22 protein-coding genes are annotated in these 17859 nt (G+C 48.0%); 8 read left to right on the top strand and 14 right to left on the bottom strand.

The features are described from left to right. Positions 1–203 precede the first annotated feature (203 nt). The 3 genes from IEX81_RS03555 to IEX81_RS16560 all read left to right on the top strand — a co-directional run bounded on the left by IEX81_RS03555 (position 204) and on the right by IEX81_RS16560 (position 1945). Positions 204–380, top strand: coding sequence for a YjcZ family sporulation protein (locus IEX81_RS03555; RefSeq protein ID WP_188801682.1), 177 nt, complete (start codon positions 204–206; stop codon positions 378–380). Between the two features lie 265 nt (positions 381–645). Then, positions 646–1647: a hemolysin family protein gene (locus IEX81_RS03560; RefSeq protein WP_229727464.1), complete on the top strand. Its 1002-nt coding sequence runs from the start codon at positions 646–648 to the stop codon at positions 1645–1647. Beyond that, a complete protein-coding gene (locus IEX81_RS16560) occupies positions 1574–1945 on the top strand; it encodes a transporter associated domain-containing protein (RefSeq protein ID WP_229727450.1) in 372 nt (123 codons plus the stop codon). The genes IEX81_RS03560 and IEX81_RS16560 overlap by 74 nt, the downstream gene beginning before the upstream one ends. Before the next feature lie 201 nt (positions 1946–2146). Here IEX81_RS16560 and cydC read toward each other — a convergent pair whose 3' ends face one another. From cydC to IEX81_RS03595, 7 genes are all read right to left on the bottom strand, one after another. After that, positions 2147–3907 (bottom strand): thiol reductant ABC exporter subunit CydC, encoded by a 1761-nt coding sequence (cydC, locus tag IEX81_RS03565; RefSeq protein ID WP_188801683.1) that lies wholly within the window; start codon positions 3905–3907, stop codon positions 2147–2149. Beyond that, positions 3904–5628 (bottom strand): thiol reductant ABC exporter subunit CydD, encoded by a 1725-nt coding sequence (gene cydD / locus IEX81_RS03570; protein WP_188801792.1) that lies wholly within the window; start codon positions 5626–5628, stop codon positions 3904–3906. The genes cydC and cydD overlap by 4 nt, the downstream gene beginning before the upstream one ends. 77 nt (positions 5629–5705) lie before the next feature. Beyond that, the gene (gene cydB / locus IEX81_RS03575; RefSeq protein ID WP_188801793.1) at positions 5706–6722 is read right to left on the bottom strand and encodes a cytochrome d ubiquinol oxidase subunit II; all 1017 of its coding nucleotides are present in this window, start codon (positions 6720–6722) and stop codon (positions 5706–5708) included. Continuing rightward, a complete protein-coding gene (locus IEX81_RS03580; protein ID WP_188801684.1) occupies positions 6706–8109 on the bottom strand; it encodes a cytochrome ubiquinol oxidase subunit I in 1404 nt (467 codons plus the stop codon). Before IEX81_RS03580 ends, cydB begins: the two co-directional genes overlap by 17 nt. Before the next feature lie 322 nt (positions 8110–8431). Beyond that, positions 8432–8836 carry a DUF3021 domain-containing protein gene (locus IEX81_RS03585; RefSeq protein WP_188801685.1) on the bottom strand — a complete coding sequence of 135 codons (405 nt, stop codon included), beginning with the start codon at positions 8834–8836 and terminating at the stop codon, positions 8432–8434. A gap of 12 nt (positions 8837–8848) precedes the next feature. After that, complete coding sequence (locus IEX81_RS03590) at positions 8849–9289, bottom strand: LytTR family DNA-binding domain-containing protein (protein WP_188801686.1); 441 nt, start codon at positions 9287–9289, stop codon at positions 8849–8851. A 212-nt stretch (positions 9290–9501) separates the two neighbouring features. Beyond that, the gene (locus IEX81_RS03595; RefSeq protein WP_188801687.1) at positions 9502–9834 is read right to left on the bottom strand and encodes a MerR family transcriptional regulator; all 333 of its coding nucleotides are present in this window, start codon (positions 9832–9834) and stop codon (positions 9502–9504) included. A 360-nt stretch (positions 9835–10194) separates the two neighbouring features. On the opposite strand from IEX81_RS03595, the gene ykzB reads away from it, so the two are divergent. Continuing rightward, complete coding sequence (gene ykzB, locus IEX81_RS03600) at positions 10195–10332, top strand: protein YkzB (RefSeq protein WP_188801688.1); 138 nt, start codon at positions 10195–10197, stop codon at positions 10330–10332. A gap of 74 nt (positions 10333–10406) precedes the next feature. Continuing rightward, positions 10407–10565: a Fur-regulated basic protein FbpA gene (locus tag IEX81_RS03605; protein WP_188801689.1), complete on the top strand. Its 159-nt coding sequence runs from the start codon at positions 10407–10409 to the stop codon at positions 10563–10565. Between the two features lie 90 nt (positions 10566–10655). Here the strand turns inward: IEX81_RS03605 and IEX81_RS03610 are convergent, their stop codons facing one another. The 3 genes from IEX81_RS03610 to IEX81_RS03620 form a co-directional block, all read right to left on the bottom strand. Next, a complete protein-coding gene (locus IEX81_RS03610; protein ID WP_188801690.1) occupies positions 10656–10925 on the bottom strand; it encodes a hypothetical protein in 270 nt (89 codons plus the stop codon). A 33-nt stretch (positions 10926–10958) separates the two neighbouring features. Continuing rightward, the gene (locus IEX81_RS03615) at positions 10959–11576 is read right to left on the bottom strand and encodes an RBBP9/YdeN family alpha/beta hydrolase (protein WP_229727451.1); all 618 of its coding nucleotides are present in this window, start codon (positions 11574–11576) and stop codon (positions 10959–10961) included. Positions 11577–11701: 125 nt separating this feature from the next. Further along, complete coding sequence (locus IEX81_RS03620; protein WP_188801692.1) at positions 11702–12301, bottom strand: phosphatidylglycerophosphatase A family protein; 600 nt, start codon at positions 12299–12301, stop codon at positions 11702–11704. Between the two features lie 162 nt (positions 12302–12463). Between IEX81_RS03620 and IEX81_RS03625 the strand changes: the two genes are divergently transcribed. Together IEX81_RS03625 and IEX81_RS03630 are read left to right on the top strand one after the other, a co-directional pair. Next, positions 12464–13192 (top strand): alpha/beta hydrolase, encoded by a 729-nt coding sequence (locus tag IEX81_RS03625; protein ID WP_188801693.1) that lies wholly within the window; start codon positions 12464–12466, stop codon positions 13190–13192. A 216-nt stretch (positions 13193–13408) separates the two neighbouring features. After that, positions 13409–14095, top strand: a complete 687-nt coding sequence (locus IEX81_RS03630) for a DUF421 domain-containing protein (protein ID WP_229727452.1) — start codon at positions 13409–13411, stop codon at positions 14093–14095. Between the two features lie 70 nt (positions 14096–14165). On the opposite strand, the gene IEX81_RS03635 is transcribed toward IEX81_RS03630, so the two are convergent. The 3 genes from IEX81_RS03635 to IEX81_RS03645 all read right to left on the bottom strand — a co-directional run bounded on the left by IEX81_RS03635 (position 14166) and on the right by IEX81_RS03645 (position 16452). Continuing rightward, positions 14166–14408 carry a hypothetical protein gene (locus IEX81_RS03635; RefSeq protein WP_188801695.1) on the bottom strand — a complete coding sequence of 81 codons (243 nt, stop codon included), beginning with the start codon at positions 14406–14408 and terminating at the stop codon, positions 14166–14168. 62 nt (positions 14409–14470) lie between these two features. Next, positions 14471–15463 carry a hypothetical protein gene (locus IEX81_RS03640; protein WP_188801696.1) on the bottom strand — a complete coding sequence of 331 codons (993 nt, stop codon included), beginning with the start codon at positions 15461–15463 and terminating at the stop codon, positions 14471–14473. A gap of 236 nt (positions 15464–15699) precedes the next feature. Then, entirely contained in the window at positions 15700–16452 is a 753-nt protein-coding gene (locus IEX81_RS03645) for a BMQ_0737 family morphogenetic spore coat protein (protein WP_188801697.1), read from the bottom strand. Between the two features lie 262 nt (positions 16453–16714). Here IEX81_RS03645 and IEX81_RS03650 point away from each other — a divergent pair, with 262 nt between their 5' ends. Beyond that, positions 16715–16864 carry a hypothetical protein gene (locus IEX81_RS03650; RefSeq protein WP_188801698.1) on the top strand — a complete coding sequence of 50 codons (150 nt, stop codon included), beginning with the start codon at positions 16715–16717 and terminating at the stop codon, positions 16862–16864. 44 nt (positions 16865–16908) lie between these two features. On the opposite strand, the gene fabI is transcribed toward IEX81_RS03650, so the two are convergent. Further along, a complete protein-coding gene (fabI, locus tag IEX81_RS03655) occupies positions 16909–17685 on the bottom strand; it encodes an enoyl-ACP reductase FabI (protein ID WP_188801699.1) in 777 nt (258 codons plus the stop codon). Positions 17686–17859: the final 174 nt, after the last annotated feature.

Raw genomic sequence — 17859 nt, forward strand, 5'->3', positions numbered from 1 at the left:
TTATGTTGCCCTTTTAAGATAGATATTCCTTTGCATCTTATTCATTTCCTTAAGATTCATTCTTTAGCAAAGGAATTAAATCGTTTGAGCCGATGTACGGAACATGGGCGATCGCACATCTCCTGCAACCGGGCTATTTATTCATCGCCAAATGCCGCGGGACTACATAGAATATCATATCTCGTGGTAAAGGAGTGACTTGAATGGGCTATTACGGTATGGGCGGATACCCGTCTAATATGGCTTACGGCGGTTATGGCTACGGTTGCGGCTGCTACCCTCATTATCCTGTCGGAGGCTACGGCTGCGGCCACGGGTTTGCGTTGATTGTTGTCCTGTTTATTCTCTTAATCATTGTTGGCGCTACTTTCGTTTGTTAAACGACTGACGATTAAAAAAAGAAAAATGCCCGGCGGTATTGTTCCGACCGAGCATTTTTTCATTATCATAGTCTTTCAGGCAAAACCCCGGAAGACCTCCATCTTTTGCTTACCCTTTACGCCCGGCATGGAATTTCGTGACAGTTCCTGATGTGACGGACTTCCGCCGATGCCTCGTTTACGCTTTCAGTTCAAAACAGGCCCATGTTTATGTATAATAAAACTATCATATACGTGTGGAGGTGACACCCGTGCATTGATTGCAGTGCGCGGGAATCATTTGGACGATACCTTGGCGATACTGATCGTCATCCTTTTAATCTTCCTGACCGCTTTTTTTGTCGCTGCCGAATTCGCGATTGTGAAAATTCGCTCAACCCGGCTCGATGAGTTGATCAAACAAGGAAACAGGCGTGCTCGGACCGCAAAGAAAATCGTTGACGACCTGAACGCTTACCTGTCGACGACTCAGCTCGGTATTACAGTGACAGCGCTTATTTTAGGATGGATCGGCGAACCAGCTGTTTCGCACCTGTTTCACCCGATTTACGCATGGTTTGGCCTGAACGGAACTCTGACCGTAACGTTTTCAATGCTTTCCGGTTTTTTTGTCGTAACGCTTCTGAGTGTCGTTCTCGGGGAACTTGCTCCGAAGGGTATTGCCATTCAGAAAGCGGAACAGATTGTTCTTTCGATTGCTTTTCCGCTCATCTGGTTTCACAGAATCCTCTTCCCGTTCGTATGGCTTCTCAATGCTCTTTCTTCAGGCGTCATCCGTCTTTTCGGTATCCGGCCGGATACCGGGCATGATCGGGCGCTGACTGAAGGCGAGCTTAGACTCACGCTTTCCGACAGCTATAAAAGCGGTCAAATCAGTCAGGGTGAATTACGCTACATGGACCGTATCTTCGATTTTGACGAGCGGACAGCCAGAGAAGTCATGGTTCCGAGAACTGAAATCGTCTGTGTCTACAAAGAGGACCCGTTCGAAGAAAACCTCGAGATTCTTCACAATGAGAAGTTCACACGCTTTCCCGTGGTGGAAGAGGACAAAGATCACGTGATCGGCATGATCAATATCAAAGATATTTTCACGGATATTTTAACTAAGGAAATCCATTCGCTTGATGACTTATATTCGTCCGATCCTGTCCGTTCTCGAAACGACGCCAATCCGGACTTTGCTGGAGAAAATGCAGAAGGAAAGCATTCACATGGCCATTCTGACCGACGAATACGGAGGAACTTCCGGACTGGTAACGGTTGAAGATATTCTGGAGGAGATTGTCGGGGAAATTCGCGATGAGTTTGACGAGGGTGAGGAACCGATGATTAAGCGCATCGACGCGGACCAGGCTCTTGTTGATGGAAAACTGCTGATTTCTCATGTTAACAGGCAGTTTCAAATCGACATCGAGGAAGAAGGGCTGGATACGATCGGCGGCTGGATGCTTGCCGAAGACCCGAATATCAAGGTCGGATCAACACTTCAATACGATAATGTCACGTTCAAGGTCGCAGAAATGGACGCTCATCAGATAAAAAAATCATCGTTAAGAAACTGAAAGCTCTGCGTGAGCAGAACCAGTCCTAATCATTTAAGGTTTTTGACCCGTACGGAAATCAATCGGGCTTTATTAACGAAAAGGCCGGGAAATGGTAGTAAGGATCTCTCGTTAAAAGGAATTTCCCCGGACAGGAAAAAATTTAATCATTTGTAAGGAAAAGGAGGAGCTGAGCAGCCCCTCCTTTTGACTCTATTGATTTTATCCGGCCGGTCCGGACAGTACCTTTTTCAAGTGCTCAGGAACATCCAGCTGATAAAGGCGGCGGTACCGGCTGTTCGTTTTCAGGAGGGAGTCGTGTTTCCCTGCCATAACAATCTTCCCGTCTTCCATAAAGATAACCTGATCCATTTTTTCCGTCCCGACCAGATGGTGAGTAATCCAGATCAGCGTTTTTCCTTCCAGCGTCCTGAAAATGGTCGACAGAAGCTCCTTTTCCGTAATCGGGTCAAGTCCGACTGTCGGTTCATCAAGGATCACCACCGGAGTTTTCCGCAGAAGAATCCGGGCAAGTGCAAGCCGTTCCTGTTCACCGCCTGAGAAAATATCGCCGGTTTCGTGCATTTGCGTTTCGTAGCCGTTCGGAAGACCGGTGATCAAGTCATGCAGTCCGACCAGTCCGGCGGCATGCATGATCTCCTCTTTTGTTGCCTTCTCGCTGCCGAGCGCAAGATTGTTGATCACCGATGTATCGAAGAGATGCGGATTTTGGTTCAATACGGATATCTGTTTCGACATCAGGCTCCCGATCCGGTGAGCCGGTGTCCCGTTAAGCGTGACACGGCCCCGGTCCGGTACAAGAGCGCCATAGATGAGATGAATCAGAGTTGATTTGCCCGCACCGCTTCTCCCGATCAGGGCAATCCGCTGCCCCTGGGCAATATCCAGCGATATGTCGTTAACCGCCCAACGGTCATCTTCTGTGTACCGATAGAAGAGATGGTCTGCGCGGATATCCATGTGCTCCGACGTGTTTTCCCAAATCTCCTCCGACGCTTCCTGTAAATTGGTGAACCGATTAGTCTCAAGGTTACGGAGTCTTCTGAATGCGTCTTTGTACTGAGGATATCTTTCCACTGCTTCCGACACGGGAACCAGTGATTCCGCAATGGTGAAAACAGCCAGCACAAAAGCGGCGATCAGCGTCCGGTCCATATGATGGTCCGAAACCATGTTTCCAGTCCAATAGACCATTGAAATCACGCATAGGCCGATGACTATCTGGCTGATAAAATCACGCCATCTTCTCATGGCTTTGAGACGCCGTTCCTCATCCACGACCTGGCTTTCAAGGGCCTCGTGACTACTGAGAAACGACCGCTGGCGGCCCGACATCACCCAGTCCCCGGCACCGAGAACCGCATCCGTCAGTTTTTCATAAAGATCATGCCTGCTCCGCGAAAGGCGCTCATGGCTCCGTCCTGTCCATAGAAGGGACGCAGCCGGAAATATAATTAGCAGAATAAGGAGGTATAAAGCGGTCAAAAATGCAAAAGAGCCATCTGCATAACCAAGAAGACCGATCCAGAAAGCATAAATCATCAGGGCCGATACCGCAGGAATGACAGTTCTCAGGTAAATATCCTGCAAATGTTCAATATCGTCGGAAAGAATGCCGAGAACATCACCGGTCCTGTATTTCGAACGGACAAAAAAGGCCGCCGGTTCAAGCGTTTTATACAGCCGTGTCCTCATCTCCGATAAAATTCTGAGAATCGTATCGTGGCCGAACAGCCTTCCGGCGTACTGAAAAACGGCCCTGAATATGCCAAAGGTTCTTACGCCGACAATCGGGACGTAAATCATAAGGATATTTTCCGGCCTTTGGGCGGCCCTTGAAATCAGATAACCGGATGTAAAGAGCAGCCCCGCTGCACAAAGCAGCGCAGCAACACTGAAACAGGCGGCAAGTAATAATCCGCGCCAATGTTTTTTCATGTACGGGACAAACCATGTTTTCATTGGATTCCCTCCAATTGCGATCGGACAAGGCTACGGTATGACCCGTCCTTCTGAAGAAGTTCGCTTTGCGTTCCGATCTCCGCAAGTCTCCCCTCTTTAAAAACGGCAATCCGGTCCATCTGATCCATCCAATGCAGACGGTGTGTAGCCAGAAAGACAAGCTTTCCTTGGAACAAACGTATCATTGCTTCCTTCAGCTCATACTCGGTTTCAATGTCCAGATGTGCCGTCGGTTCGTCCAGCAGCAAAATCGGCCGGTCGCAAAGAAACGCTCTTGCCAGAGCGACCCGCTGCTCCTGTCCACCGCTCAGCTGCCTTCCCCCGGCACCAATTTTCTCGTTCAGCCCTTTCGGAAACTGACTCACCAGCGTTTCCAGACCGGCAGAGCGGACCGCCCCGGTAATCTGCTGTTCAGTGGCTTCAGGCGCGTAAAAGGCAATGTTCTCCTTAAGCGAAGCACTGAAAAGATAGGGATGCTGCGGAATATAAGTGATCAGCCTGCGCCATTTCGCGTCCGTGAGATCGGCTTTACGGCCATTAATCTTAATCGAACCTGACGCCGCTCCCAAAAACCCGCCTATTAAATCGATCAGCGTTGACTTTCCTGCTCCGCTCGCCCCGATGATACCGATTTTTTCAAAACCGCATGCGCTGAAATTTATAGAGTCCAGCGCTTTTTTCTGTTTCCCGTCACGGTAATCAACTGAGCTTTCCTCAAAAGCCAGCACCGAATGATCCGACCATGTACCGGGGATTAAGTCACCTTGCGTATGATCATTCTCTTCCCGTGAGGCTAAAGCGTTCAGCTTGTGCGCTGCCTCCCGGCCGTCCAGGGTCGCGTGATAATCCTGTCCCAGCTCCCTTACAGGCAGAAAATATTCCGGAGCAAGAATCAGAACGGTCAGGGCCGGTCCAAGAAGGATATGCCCGTCTACCAGTCTGAGGCCAAGCGACACCGCAACAAAAGCGATCGACAGCATGGTAAAGAAATCGAGCGCAAATGAGGAGAGAAACGCCAGACGGAGCGTTCCCATCGTCATCACTCGGTATTTGTCGCTCACCCGCTCAATCGATTTCTGATGGAGTTTGCTGAGTCCGAGATAACGCAATGTTGCGAGCCCGCGCAGTGAATCAATGAAGTGATTCGATAGCACGCGATATGAGGCCCAGCGGTCATTCATCTTTTTTTGTGCCGCGAGGCCAAGCAGAATCATAAAAATGATCAGCACGGGCATTGTGATCAAGAGAATCAGTGCCGACAGCCGATCCTCCACAAAAACATAGGCAAGAATCATCAGCGGAAGAATGCCGTTTGCCGCCATCTTCGGAATAAAGAGTTCCAGATACTGCCTGATCTGGGCTGTCCCCTCCAGCGTCAGCGTAACAAGTGTGCCCGTTCCCTGCCCCCTGATAAATCCATGGCCAAGCTCAAATAGCTTGGCCAGAAATTTTTTTCTCATGTCCGAACTGGTGCGTTCGGCAAAACGATAAGAAAAGTGTTTGATTAAAAAAACAAAGAAGTATCGGCAGACAAGCGCGGCAAAAAAAAGAAGGGCCCTGCTGCCGATCGCTGATACAGATTGGCCCGCAAACAAGCCGGAAACAAGACCGGCGAGAAAAATCGCCTGAAAAATGATACAGATTCCCTGTCCGACGGTGAGCAAAGCTGTTAAAGCAAAAAGACGCCTGGCACCTTTGTATGTGAATATTTCGCGATCCATAGACAGGCTTGGCAAAAACTCGCGACCTTTGTCAGGAGGGCCAAGCGTTCACATCCTCTCTTAAATCTCATGAAGGCTCAGTATTCCAGCTTTTCCTTCTTCGTCACTCTTTTTCTAAAAACGTAGTAGCTCCAGATGGAATAGCCAAGAACGAACGGCAGCAGGGTCACGGCAACAATCGTCATCACACTCAGCGAATAGGACCCTGAAGACGCGTTGTACACGGTCAGATCATAAGCCGATTTAATATTGCTGATCATGACCCTCGGGAACAGTCCGACAAACAGGGACGCGATGGTCAGTGCGATCAGCCCCGCATTCATGCCGAACGCCCATCCGTCACGCTTTTTAGCCAGAAAAATCTGCGAGAGCACGAGGGACAAGACGGCCAGTAAATAAATCGGATAAAGCCACGCGCCCCGTATAGTAAAGATATCGGTGACAAAGAAGGTCACTGCGACAAAAGCGAGCAATGCGGCAGCGAGCAGCCAGAAAACCTTGGCCGCGAGTGCACGAGCGCGCTGCTGCAGATCGTCGGTTATTCTCAGGCAAAGGTAGACGAGGCCGTGATAGAGGCACAGCAGCGTGACCGTTATCCCTCCAAGCACCGTGTAAGGATTGACGAAACTTGTAAACACGCCGTGCATGTTCATGTTCTTGTCAATAGGGAGTCCGTAAACAAGAGAAGAAAAAACAACGCCCCAGAGAAAGGGAACAAGCAGGCTGGGGATGAAAATCGCCCAGTCCCAAGTCTCCACCCATTTCACATGGCCGACCTTGGCCCTGAATTCAAATGCCGTCCCGCGGGCAATTAAGAGCAGCAGCATGACGACAAGCGGGATATAGAAACCGCTGAACAGGGTGGCATACCAGTTTGGAAACGCGGCAAACATCGCTCCGCCTGCCGTTATCAACCAAACTTCATTCGCGTCCCAGAAAGGCCCGATTGTATTGATCATCACGCGTCTCTCCGTTTCGCCGCGGGCGACGAACCGGGTGGCCATGCCTACACCAAAATCATACCCTTCCAAGAAGAAGAACCCGATAAACAACACAGCTATCAGTAGAAACCACAATTCACTCAGCAACACGATGATATCCCTCCCCATCGAACGGATCGTTTGACTGAATCGTATCCTTAATGCCCATTGCCGGCCCTTGTTTGATGACCCGCGCAAAAAGATAGATCATAACTGCTCCAAGAACGGTATACATCGTCAGAAAAGCGATAATTGAAAAGAGTAGTTCCCCTGCCGATACGTTCGGTGAAACACTGGCCGCAGTCTGCATATAACCGAAAACGGTCCACGGCTGGCGTCCTATTTCGGTCATCAGCCACCCGGTCGTGCCGCCGATGTATGGAACGGCAATAGATGCCACCATGATGCGCAGGAACCATTTATTTTTCAGCAATTTGTCCCGCCACATAAGAATAGCGCCAATGATTCCCAAAATACAGAGCAGTCCGCCCATCAGCGTCATGACACGGAAACTCCAGAATGTTGTCTTGACCGGCGGGATGTAATTACCTGGACCGTATTTTGCGACATATTGTTTCTGAAGGGTATCCATCCCCTGAACATTGCCGCTGAATTTTCCATAAGACAGATAGTCAAGCAGGTAAGGAATTTGAACTTCTCCCGAATTTTGGTGTTTCTGTGTATCGATCGAGGCGACGACCGTCCATGCCGCCGGACTGCCGCTGTCTTTCCAGAGTCCTTCACTGGCGGCCATTTTCATCGGCTGCGTCTGCACAAGGTACTGTGCCTGGAAATGGCCGAAGAAGGCGAGCGCGATTCCGGAAACAAGACCGACAATGATGCCTATTTTGAACGATCTTTTATAAAAATCAACATTTTGCTTTTTCAGAAGAGCAATAGCGCTGATACCGGCCACAACAAACGCACCCGTCGCGAATGAGCCGAAAACTGTATGCGGGAATTCTACCCAAAGCTGCGGATTGGCAATCAGTGCAAAAAAGTTATTCATCACTGCTCTGCCATTCTGAACGGCGAATCCGACCGGATGCTGCATGAAGGAATTTGCTGTCAAAATCCAGAGAGCCGAAAGCGAGGTTCCCGCAGTGACGAGCCAGATACAGGCAAGGTGCGCCCCCTTGGACAGCCGGTCCCATCCAAAGAGCCAGACACCGATGAACGTCGACTCCATGAAGAAGGCGAGAAGCGCCTCAATGGCCAGCGGAGCGCCAAACACGTCACCCATGAACCGTGAGTACTCCGACCAGTTCATGCCGAACTGAAATTCCTGCAAAATACCGGTTACGACACCGATGGCGAAGTTGATAAGAAACAGCTTGCCCCAGAACTGAGTCATCTCTTTGTAGATCTCATTCTTTTTAACTACATACAGCGTTTCCATGATTGATACGATGAGTACGAGGCCAATCGATAAGGGTACGAAAAAAAAGTGGAAAATAGTTGTTGCCGCGTACTGAAATCTTGCCAAGCTCAATACATCCATACTCTCTCCTCTTTTCTTTCCGGAAAAAAGACTTTCCCAGATTTGTGTAAGCGGTTTAAAAATGAAAACTTCACAAGTGTAACAGATGTCACACATCCACTTATTACTTTACAACTTCTTCGGCCATCTGCTATGACCGTATCATGGCAATTTAGTGAACGATTTGTGCCTATAATGCATCTATTCTGTGACATGCTATAATTTCATTAATCAATGTATTTCACGTTGATGAGCAAAGGTAATTAAAAAAGAGCCTGGATATTGATCCAGTCTCTTCTAATCCACGTTTTCGTAAAGTGACGCTATCCCGTCCTAAATTATTTTACTCTTTTTTAAGCCCTTCATTAAGGCGTTTTGCCATGTTTCGATTATATAGATAAAAATAGAGCCAAAGCATTAAATAAATGAAAAAAAACCAGAAAAAAGACCAGAAGGGAAAATAGGTCAGCCACCCCAGTAACGTTCCCGCTATGAAAAATCCTATTAACATAAGCGGAAAATGAATCGCAGTTTGCGCGGAAGGATTGATTTTTTCCCAGTTGTAAATGAATGATGTCACACAGCAATAAGCGCCGAATGCCATAGACCCAAGAAGTTCTTTCATCATGAGCCCTGTGCTGAGAACCGGCAGTTGAAAATGCATAGCAATCATCAAATAAACAACAGTCGCAAGAGCCCCGATACCGAACCCGATCATTATTCTGTTAATGAGTTTCGAGATCCACATACGATCCCCTCCCTAGTTAAATTTTTCTTTTAATTTTTTCACATACTTTCTCGAAACCGACGCTTTCCAGCCGTTTTTAAATTTTAAAATCAGATTCCCGCTGAACCCCGCCTCGAAATAATCCATCCAGTTGATATTTGCCAGGCAGTATTTGGAAATACGGACAAAATCACCGTTTCCCATGTTCTCCTCAAAATATTTCAGCGTTTCTCTATACTGGAATTTTTCTTTCCCGGAAACCGCAAAGCTTTTTCCGTTTTCTGAAACCATGTGAGAAATTTGTTCAATCGGAAGAATATAGGAACGGTCCTCCTTTATAACTGAAACATAGTCTTTGGAATTGCCGTTCTCGACAATTTTCCGAATCTGTTCCACCTTATCGCCGATTTTTCTCACATTCATTCGAACCGTCTCTTCTTCGATATCAGGATTTACCGTAACGTACAGTCTCATCGTTCCCCTCCCCCCTCAGCGTTCTTATTATATCGGGTGTCCGATTTTTACGCCCACTTTTTTTGTTAAGAGGTTCAATTGGCATACTCACAGGAAAATGACGCCCCTCGACCTGCCAGAAAAAGGGAAAAAAAAGCCCGGCATTTTCGCCGGTTCAAACAAGTCCGCAACTCATCGATTATCTCATGCCATTAAAATACGGCAGCGGTTACCTAATCCCTTTTATTGAAATAGGCATTCAGCTGTCCGCGGATCATCCGTTCCCTGAATTTGCTGTCATATCGCTTGTTTTGATTTTTCTGCATTTCCTTGCGCAGTTCAGATGTCTGCATGCCGTCTTCCATTTTGTTGGCAATATCCATTAAAGTTTCTACATCTGAAAAAGAATACTTGCGATTGCCACGATCAGAACGTTCAGGAAATATCAGTTTTCTTTTCTCATAATAACGGATCTGACGCTCGCTCAGACCGGTCAGTTCACAAACTGTTCCTATTGAAATCACTTTTTTAAACAGATAGGCATCCTTTTGAGAGTGCGTGGCCATTCAACGATCCTCCTTTCTGTTTTAACGTTCACTTAAGGAAAACTTGGCAAAGCGGGGCCTTTGGCACTGGCTGAGCCTTAGTTGCGGGGGCCAGGACGACCTAATGCCGAACATGCCGCAGGACGCGGCGATTTGTTCGGTCGCCCACACCATAATCCTTTAAATTTTATACTTTTTTAAAGTGTTAAAAAAAACACGGCATTTTCATTGTAAGATAATATTACATCTAGAACACCGACTTGGCAATCGTATTGTCAGATATTCCGACATGTTATTAGACTTCTCAATAAATTATTATTAAAATAAAAATGGAGAAAGAAAAATAAGAAACTGTAATTCAGTTTTTCAGGAGGCAGGGGCATGAATCAGGAACAAGTCAAACGTCTGGCAGAAAAAATTATTCAGCTCGACATCAAACGCGACGAATTATACGAAGAATTGATTGTCATCAGCGGCGGACGTGCATCGGAAGTCCTCAGGTCGGTGCAAAATCACTGACCGCGCTGCCGGAACTGACGTCATTCTGTTTTCCTGAACCGATCAAGATGGACTTTAAGAGGAGAGATCATGTTATGCCCAATCATTTTCAGAATGCAAATGAGCAGAAAAAAGATGATCTGATCGTAAAATTACTGGACAGAGGAATATATAAAACCAAGAATCAGCAGCTGTACGAGTTATCTTTAAGTGAACTGGAACACGCCTACCAGCAAATAGCCAAAGCTCATTAAGGAAAACAAACAGCTTAAAAACCGGGAGGACATGGCACCTTCCGGTTTTTGTATTGATCTTTTTATAAATAGTAGATGGAATCATCCGGATCATATTTCAAAAAGGCTCAGCTGCTCTTCCCCTCCGTTCAGCCTTGTATAGGCAGCCTCCATTTTTGCGTAAAGATCCCCAAAAAAGCGCTGGGGAATATGTTCCAGGAAACCGCAGTCGCCGAAAAACTCAACGTAATCCTGATCCATCAGTTCATCAAATGAATTCAGCACACCCGGTTTTGGATGAAAGGTGCCGTCGAAATAACCCGCGTAGGCATCCATAGGCGCGACAGGAGCTTTGTATGCAAAAATATAAAGTTTGTTCATGATAACCAACTCTCCTTCTGAAACAACGTCGGCTCAATCAGACACCTTTCCCGTCGATGCTTCTTCCGGCGAAATCCGGCTTGCGGCGTCTGAAAAAGGGAGCGTGCTGCCGAGACAGACGTCAATCATCCATGGCCATGGCCCGTATCCGGACTTGACATTGATGTGCCCCATGCCGGGAAGTATTAGACAGGGAACACCGTACTCAAAATATTGAGAAACCGAGTTTTTTGGAAGAAAAGGATCGGTTGAAGAGGTTACAATCAACGTTCTGTCCGCGCCTTCCGCTAGAGCCGAAGTATTTTCGGGAAGCGGGAAAAAATCCTTAATGGCTTCCTCGTCCAGAAACCGGGAGGGGGGACAAACGAGGATGGCTTTGCTCACTTTTCTTTTTAAACACTGTGCCGCATAGTGAATCCAGAGCATGCATCCGAGACTATGCGCAATAACAACCAGTTTTTCCTTTTCCGGAATTGACGCCATGACGTCGTTCAGCTGAGCGAGCCAAATGGCTTTCCGGGGACGGTCCCAGTCGGGAAATTGAGGAAAACAGACGCGTTCCCCCCTTGCCTTCAGTTCATGAAACAGCCATTCCTGCCAGTGGCCGCCCGTACTTCCGCCAAGACCGTGCAGGATCAGGAAATTCGTCATCACCAGCACCTCATTCTTCTGAAGATTTAAACAAACCCATTTAACTGCTGGGTTTACAATAAATTTAAAATTATTATAACATAATAAAAACGGATCCCAACGGCTCGGATCGCGTTTTTTTATTTCTATCTTTTTTTAGGTAGGCGCCGCTCTTCCTGATCTCTTACACGGTGAGCCAGCCTGCTCGACGCATCGGCGGCAATGCTGCAAACAATGTCATCAAGAAACGTATTGACTTTACCGTGTTTTTCCTGATCAAGCCGCCCGATAATTTTCGGTTTGACTTTATCCAGATAACCGAACGTCGTTGCTGCGATGCTGCCGAAACTGGAAACCGCTCCCAATGCAATCGTTTCATCGACGCCGAACAGACCTTCATCTTGATCGACCAGAGACTGAAGAGGCTCGGACAGCATTTTTTTCTCGGCCAGCTTATCGAGTTCGATACCGACGAGAATAGCATGCTGAAGTTCGCGTTTTGCCAGGGCGCCTCTCACATTTTCCACGCAAGCCTCCATGGTCAGTCCTGCCATAAACGGTGTCTGCAGATCAAAAACAATTTCGGCAATATCCTCAACAGCCACACCGCGTTCCTTCAGCGCATTTTCCGCTGCTTCAGACACAGCGTGGGAGGTTACTCTTTTTTTATGGCCCGAATAGAAAGTGGCATCTTTCGGCAATCCGGGAGCATAGGTCAGGCTTTTTGTAAATTCCTGTTCACTCATAAATTGATTTCTCCTTTCGATGCAAGCCGCTCATATTATTATTTTTCGGATGTGAGCTGAATTTTTATGCCTGCACATCCATTGATTAAAACGATGCGCAGTTCCCCGTTGTCCATTTTATGCTACTATGAAAGAAAAAATGAATCGTTGGAGGGGCAAGAGATGAAACTTCAGGGAAAAATGTCGGACATGGCGGTTGAAAGCAAGTTCCTGATGCGAACGCTTCCCGTGATCCGCTACCTTCCCCCAGGCTACGACCCGGATCGGAAATATCCTTTATTAATTGCGCAGGACGGACGCGACTATCTGCAAATCGGCCGGCTTTTCAGCACGGCGGATGAATGGATCAGCAAGACCATTATCCGGCCAATGGTCGTTGTCGCAATCCCCTATGAAAATCCCAAATCACGCTGGCAATTGTACCATCCCGACGGTTCGATGCGCCCTTCGTATCTTCGCGCACTTTCCGAAGAAGTTGTGCCGCGGATCACGGAGCAGATTTCGATTGACTCCGATCCCGAGAGCCGTACGTTGATCGGGGACTCGCTCGGCGGAACAGTCTCGCTAATGGCGGCGCTTGGACGGCCCGATCTGTTCCACGGCGTCATCATGCAGTCACCCTATGTTAATGAACAGATCATTGAACAAATCAGATCCGCCGGGGCTGTCCGTACTCTGTCTATCTATCACTCGATTGGAAGAGGAGAGACGGCTGTCCGAACCACACGGGGAACTGTAGAGAATTTTCTCCGCCCGAATCAGGTGCTTCATCAAACCTTGAGCACGTACAAACCGAGTCACTATACCTTCCATGAGCTGGACGGCGACCACACGTGGCGTTCTTGGAAACCCGATGTTCGCAGTGCTCTGCTTGAAAGGTTTTCGGTGTAGGCGCATCGCTATCATAGCTCAAAGCCCTGCTTTGAAGCAAGGAGAAGGGTTCACTCTGGGAAAAGAAAATATTTTAAAACCAGGAACCCTTGTTCTCGATGATAAAAAACCCGGTGACTTAAGCTGCTGTCCTGCATAAAAAAACGTCCGCGGTCAATCCTAAATTAGATGAACGGCGCAGCCAAGTCTTTCGGCATACAAGAGGGGGTCCGGGAAGTGGAATCGTTTTTATCCATCATTGTGGAATTGACTGTCGGCTTGTTCAGCCTGCTGCTGCTCACAAAAGTGATGGGGAGGGCCTCTATGTCCGAGGCCACCCCCTTTGATTTTATCGCGATGATCGTCGTTGGTGATTTTGTCAGCGATGCGATTTATGATCCGGAAGCCAACATTTTTAAAGTGCTGTTTGCGATCATGTTCTGGGGTATCCTGATCTTTCTGATTGATTTTATCACCCTGAAATTCAATCGTTCACGCGGCTTCTTTGAGAGTCAGCCGGCGATTGTGATCAGCGGAGGAATTGTGGATCGGAATGTCCTGAAAAAGAATAAAGTGGACATGAACCATCTCCAGATGCTGCTTCGCGACAGGAATGTTTTTTCATTTCGTGAAATTGAATATGCCATTCTTGAGCCAAACGGGAAAATCTCCGTGATAAAAAAGCCGGAACTTGATATGGTGACAAGGGCCGATCTTCGCCTTCCCGGCCACACGGTCTCCCTGCCCGCCACCTTTATCAGTGACGGAGTCATCATCCGAAGAAACCTCAAAAAAGCGGGCAAAACCGAGCAATGGCTGCGCGATGAATTAAAAAGAAAGGGAATAGAGGATCCGAAACGGGTGATGATCGCAGAATGGCGCCCGGAAGACGGACTCTTTGTCCAGACCATCCATCCGTCCTGAAGGGTTTTCGACAAAGAAAGAGGACGCAGCCAAGGTCACCGGCCCGCCCTTTTTAATAATATCTTTATTGTTATTTCTCCGTCTCGTGTTTTTCTTCCTTGGGTTCTTCTGTTTCTTCCACTGTCCTTGGAAGCGGGAAACCCCAGAAATCGCGGACGAACCTGCCTCTTTCATTTTCAGGACCAGGAAAACCGGGTCTCCCCAAAAACGGCGGCCGGTGCTCCCTTTCCGGTTGAAAAATCACTTCATCCGCCTTAATCACCAACTTATCCACGTGAATGGTTTTTGGTTCTTTTTTCTTATCTTCTGCCATTTTTTATCTCCTCCTGGGATGGTTTCGTGACACTATATGCTGGCGCCCTTTAAACTGTGCGGTCAGCCGCCTAAACCGTAATGAAATGAGGCGTTAATCAGAATTTGATTGGCGCATTTGATCTTGTAGGTGCCCTCGTTAAAAAAGACGAAACATTCTACATGAAGTGTGTTAGCGTACTGATAATCAAACGGAATCTGAAAGTCGTTAAATGTTATGATCTTACCGGGACCGACAATCAGCTGATCAGACGGACGGATCCAGATATCGCCGTCTTTTCTCTCCCCATCCGACCCGTCGCTGTCCATAATCACCCACCTGACCTGCCCGCCCGCATCATCCTCCGCCAGCGGATCCTCCTCCCGGTAAACGCGTCCCTTCAGATTAGCGGCGTCTTCCGGATGGAAACGAAAGCAGAGCACCGGCGATTCCAAGGAAGCCGTTCCCGTATTTTCAATCAGGACCTGTCCCCGAACCAGACTTTTTCTTTCATCCAGGATCCAGGTGTAATCCAAAAGCGCGGTCGCCCGGTATTCAGGCTGCCCGGTTTCTCCTTCCGCCCCCTCTGTCGACGGCTCCCTTACTTTTTCCCTCTCGCTTTTCAAACGCTTTTCAAGGATAGCGAGCCGTCTTTCGTATACAGCAATCCGTTTCTCCTTGTCGTTGAGCTGCCCCTGGACTTCTGAAAGAAGCTGTTCATATCCTTTCACGCGATAGCGGTAAGTCTCGATTGAAATATCGGAGTCCGACCGTTGAGTTTTTTCCAGATCGGCTATGCGTTTTTCGAATTCAGCGTGATGTTCCTGCGCTTCCTGATACTTTTGCAGAAGATCATGATAATCGTTTTTTAGCGAACCGAGGCGATCTTCGGCTTCCTGAAGAATGGTGCCGGACTGCTTCTCCTTTAGCCGTAAATCCTTCAGTTCTTGTTTGAGCTGCAGCGCCTCTTCCCTGGCGAAGATTATTTCCTGCTCGAGTCTCAGCGCCTTATCCCGGTAGAATTTTTGTCTGTCGGCAAGTGAGGCCATGTTCAACGTGTTCTTTTGATCAGCCAAAGCGGGCGCCCTCCTTAAGATGTCTTCTTCTGAAATCAGTATATGAATGGCGCCTCTTATCATTGCCTGCCCAATTTTTGTTCCCGGCTTTGAGCCGTCCGCAAAATCTCGCGGCAGGATACAACCGGCAGCTGAGCATGATGTTAATAAAAAACATCAAGGCAGGATTCTTCCCCGCTCTTGATGCTTTTGATCCTAACGCTTTACCCGAGGCCGACAGGACCCGGCCTCAAGTCTTAGCTTTCGCTTTCTTCTTCCGCGACCTTTTCCGGGGAAAGTCCAGGGTAGATTTCTGAACGCTGTCCGGGAAAAGATATCTGCGGGCACTGTTCCTCAACTTCAGGAGCCTTGATATCATTGCTTCTTGGATCGCTGTATTTTGCCAGCACTTCCAGTTTAACCTCTGCTTCGACCTGAACGTCAACGCAGAATACCACTTCCAGCTTTACACTAGGTGTAAAAGGTCCGTTCAAAATGACCGAGCCGCCGGAAACGCGCGACCAGATTTTTGAGACACGGCACAATAAATCGGTGCCATCCGGATAGCAGAGAACAAAAGATTCCATTATGCTGACGTTTGTATTCTGTTTGACGACCGTTTTTCCCTGTCGATCAAGAACAAGAACGCTGATATCAGAAGTGAACAGGAGATCGACAAGCTCAGCTTCGACAAGCTTTCCTGAAACCGATACCGTCACCTGGCGTTTTTCACCTATTTGTTCGCAGTAGAACCCTTCATTTGTGCCCTTTTCCGAATCGCCACCGCTGAGCGGGAATAAAGGCGGCGCTTTAGGCGTCTTTACGTTTACGCGCAGCGGCCTGCGATAGGGATCCTCGAGTGCCTCTTCAATCTGTTCAAGCTGCTCATCGGTAAAGCGGACTTCAACTTCTTTTTTCAAAGCATCCGTTACCCAATCATAGACTTTTGGAACCCTGATGCATTCGTCCTGTAATTCACCGATCGGCTTGGAGATCGATTTATTTCCCATATAATCCTTCCTTTCCTGCCATATCAGAGCATGGTTAGTTGTTTCCCTACATTGTATGGATCGGACATAGGGATTGGCACATCTCCTGAGCCCATTTTTAAGCAGCAATGGTCGAAAAGTTCCAAAGGTGATGCCGCACTTGTCTGTCTCAATAATCATGCCGAACACCCCGTTGAAAACAAATAATCAAAGAGAAGGTCATGCACGTGTTCAATCGAGCCGGAATAAATTGATATAACAGCGGATCAGGGGGAATCAGATCATGAATAAACAGGATCTCCAGACGCTCTATCGCCAGATAAAACAGCGAAAAAGCGGCTCTGGACAAAATGCCGAGGTTTTTCCGACCCGCGAAGTCAGAAAATGCGGTACTTGCGGTAAAACGGTCTGGCGGCCGGGCCGGGATAAGTAAAAAGGATCGGATTCGTATGAAAACGGAACCCGATCCTTTCTTCATTAAATGCTGACGATGTTGAACCCGGCATCGACATGAATCGTTTCGCCGGTAATATTTCTTGACAGGTCGCTGAACAGAAAGAGCGCCGTATTGCCGACATCTTCCGGAGTGATCGAACGGCGGAGCGGCGCTTTTTCTTCAATGACTTTAAGCACACTGTTGAAGTCGGAAATTCCCTTGGCCGACAGAGTACGTATCGGGCCGGCGGAAATCGCATTGACACGAATATCTTTCTTGCCAAGATCATTGGCCAAGTATTTCACACTCGCATCGAGGCTTGCTTTGGCGACACCCATAACATTATAATTTTTTACAACACGTTCGCCGCCGAGATAAGTCATGGTCACAACACTTCCGCCATCAGTCATGAGGCCCTCGGCTGCCTTCAGTACAGCCGTCAGGGAGTAGGAGCTGACGTTCTGCGCAAGGAGAAAACCTTCCCTCGTCGTGTTCATATAGTCGCCGTCAAGTTCCTCTTTTCTGGCAAAGGCAATACAGTGCGCCACACCATGGATCACACCGACCTCCTCTTTGATTTTAGCGAAGGCCGTTTCAATCTCCTCGTCGCTTGTGACATCGCAGGAAAAAAACAGACTGTTCCTGCCGTCCAGCGTCGCAGCCAGTTTTTCCACACCCTCGCGAAAACGTTCGTTGTTGTAAGTGAAAATCAGGCGCGCCCCCGCTTTATCAAGAGCCTGAGCAATGCCCCAGGCAATGCTTCGCTTATTGGCCACACCCATGACCACGTATGTACGTCCTTCAAGAGTTAAATCCATCATCAGACCTCCTGCGAATTCTTATCTTCCAGTGGCTATTATATCATGAATATCCGGGCAAGTCGCCGCTCTTTCCGGGAGATGCACTGAAAATACAGCGGATCAAGCTGAATTTTTCAGTCCGGCCGTTAAGGCTTAACGGAGCCGGCGGATCACTAACGGTCCGCGCTGTTT

The organism is Sporolactobacillus putidus, assembly GCF_014647035.1.
Taxonomy (GTDB): domain Bacteria; phylum Bacillota; class Bacilli; order Bacillales; family Sporolactobacillaceae; genus Sporolactobacillus; species Sporolactobacillus putidus.

Bases quoted from the DNA above. Each gene is read 5' to 3' on its own strand.
- IEX81_RS03555 (WP_188801682.1), top strand. From the start codon at position 204: ATGGGCTATTACGGTATGGGCGGATACCCGTCTAATATGGCTTACGGC.
- IEX81_RS16560 (WP_229727450.1), top strand. From the start codon at position 1,574: ATGCAGAAGGAAAGCATTCACATGGCCATTCTGACCGACGAATACGGA.
- cydC (WP_188801683.1), bottom strand. From the start codon at position 3,907: ATGAAAACATGGTTTGTCCCGTACATGAAAAAACATTGGCGCGGATTA.
- cydD (WP_188801792.1), bottom strand. From the start codon at position 5,628: ATGGATCGCGAAATATTCACATACAAAGGTGCCAGGCGTCTTTTTGCT.
- IEX81_RS03580 (WP_188801684.1), bottom strand. From the start codon at position 8,109: ATGGATGTATTGAGCTTGGCAAGATTTCAGTACGCGGCAACAACTATT.
- IEX81_RS03585 (WP_188801685.1), bottom strand. From the start codon at position 8,836: ATGTGGATCTCGAAACTCATTAACAGAATAATGATCGGGTTCGGTATC.
- IEX81_RS03590 (WP_188801686.1), bottom strand. From the start codon at position 9,289: ATGAGACTGTACGTTACGGTAAATCCTGATATCGAAGAAGAGACGGTT.
- IEX81_RS03595 (WP_188801687.1), bottom strand. From the start codon at position 9,834: ATGGCCACGCACTCTCAAAAGGATGCCTATCTGTTTAAAAAAGTGATT.
- ykzB (WP_188801688.1), top strand. From the start codon at position 10,195: ATGAATCAGGAACAAGTCAAACGTCTGGCAGAAAAAATTATTCAGCTC.
- IEX81_RS03605 (WP_188801689.1), top strand. From the start codon at position 10,407: ATGCCCAATCATTTTCAGAATGCAAATGAGCAGAAAAAAGATGATCTG.
- IEX81_RS03610 (WP_188801690.1), bottom strand. From the start codon at position 10,925: ATGAACAAACTTTATATTTTTGCATACAAAGCTCCTGTCGCGCCTATG.
- IEX81_RS03615 (WP_229727451.1), bottom strand. From the start codon at position 11,576: ATGACGAATTTCCTGATCCTGCACGGTCTTGGCGGAAGTACGGGCGGC.
- IEX81_RS03620 (WP_188801692.1), bottom strand. From the start codon at position 12,301: ATGAGTGAACAGGAATTTACAAAAAGCCTGACCTATGCTCCCGGATTG.
- IEX81_RS03625 (WP_188801693.1), top strand. From the start codon at position 12,464: ATGAAACTTCAGGGAAAAATGTCGGACATGGCGGTTGAAAGCAAGTTC.
- IEX81_RS03635 (WP_188801695.1), bottom strand. From the start codon at position 14,408: ATGGCAGAAGATAAGAAAAAAGAACCAAAAACCATTCACGTGGATAAG.
- IEX81_RS03645 (WP_188801697.1), bottom strand. From the start codon at position 16,452: ATGGGAAATAAATCGATCTCCAAGCCGATCGGTGAATTACAGGACGAA.
- IEX81_RS03650 (WP_188801698.1), top strand. From the start codon at position 16,715: ATGAATAAACAGGATCTCCAGACGCTCTATCGCCAGATAAAACAGCGA.
- fabI (WP_188801699.1), bottom strand. From the start codon at position 17,685: ATGGATTTAACTCTTGAAGGACGTACATACGTGGTCATGGGTGTGGCC.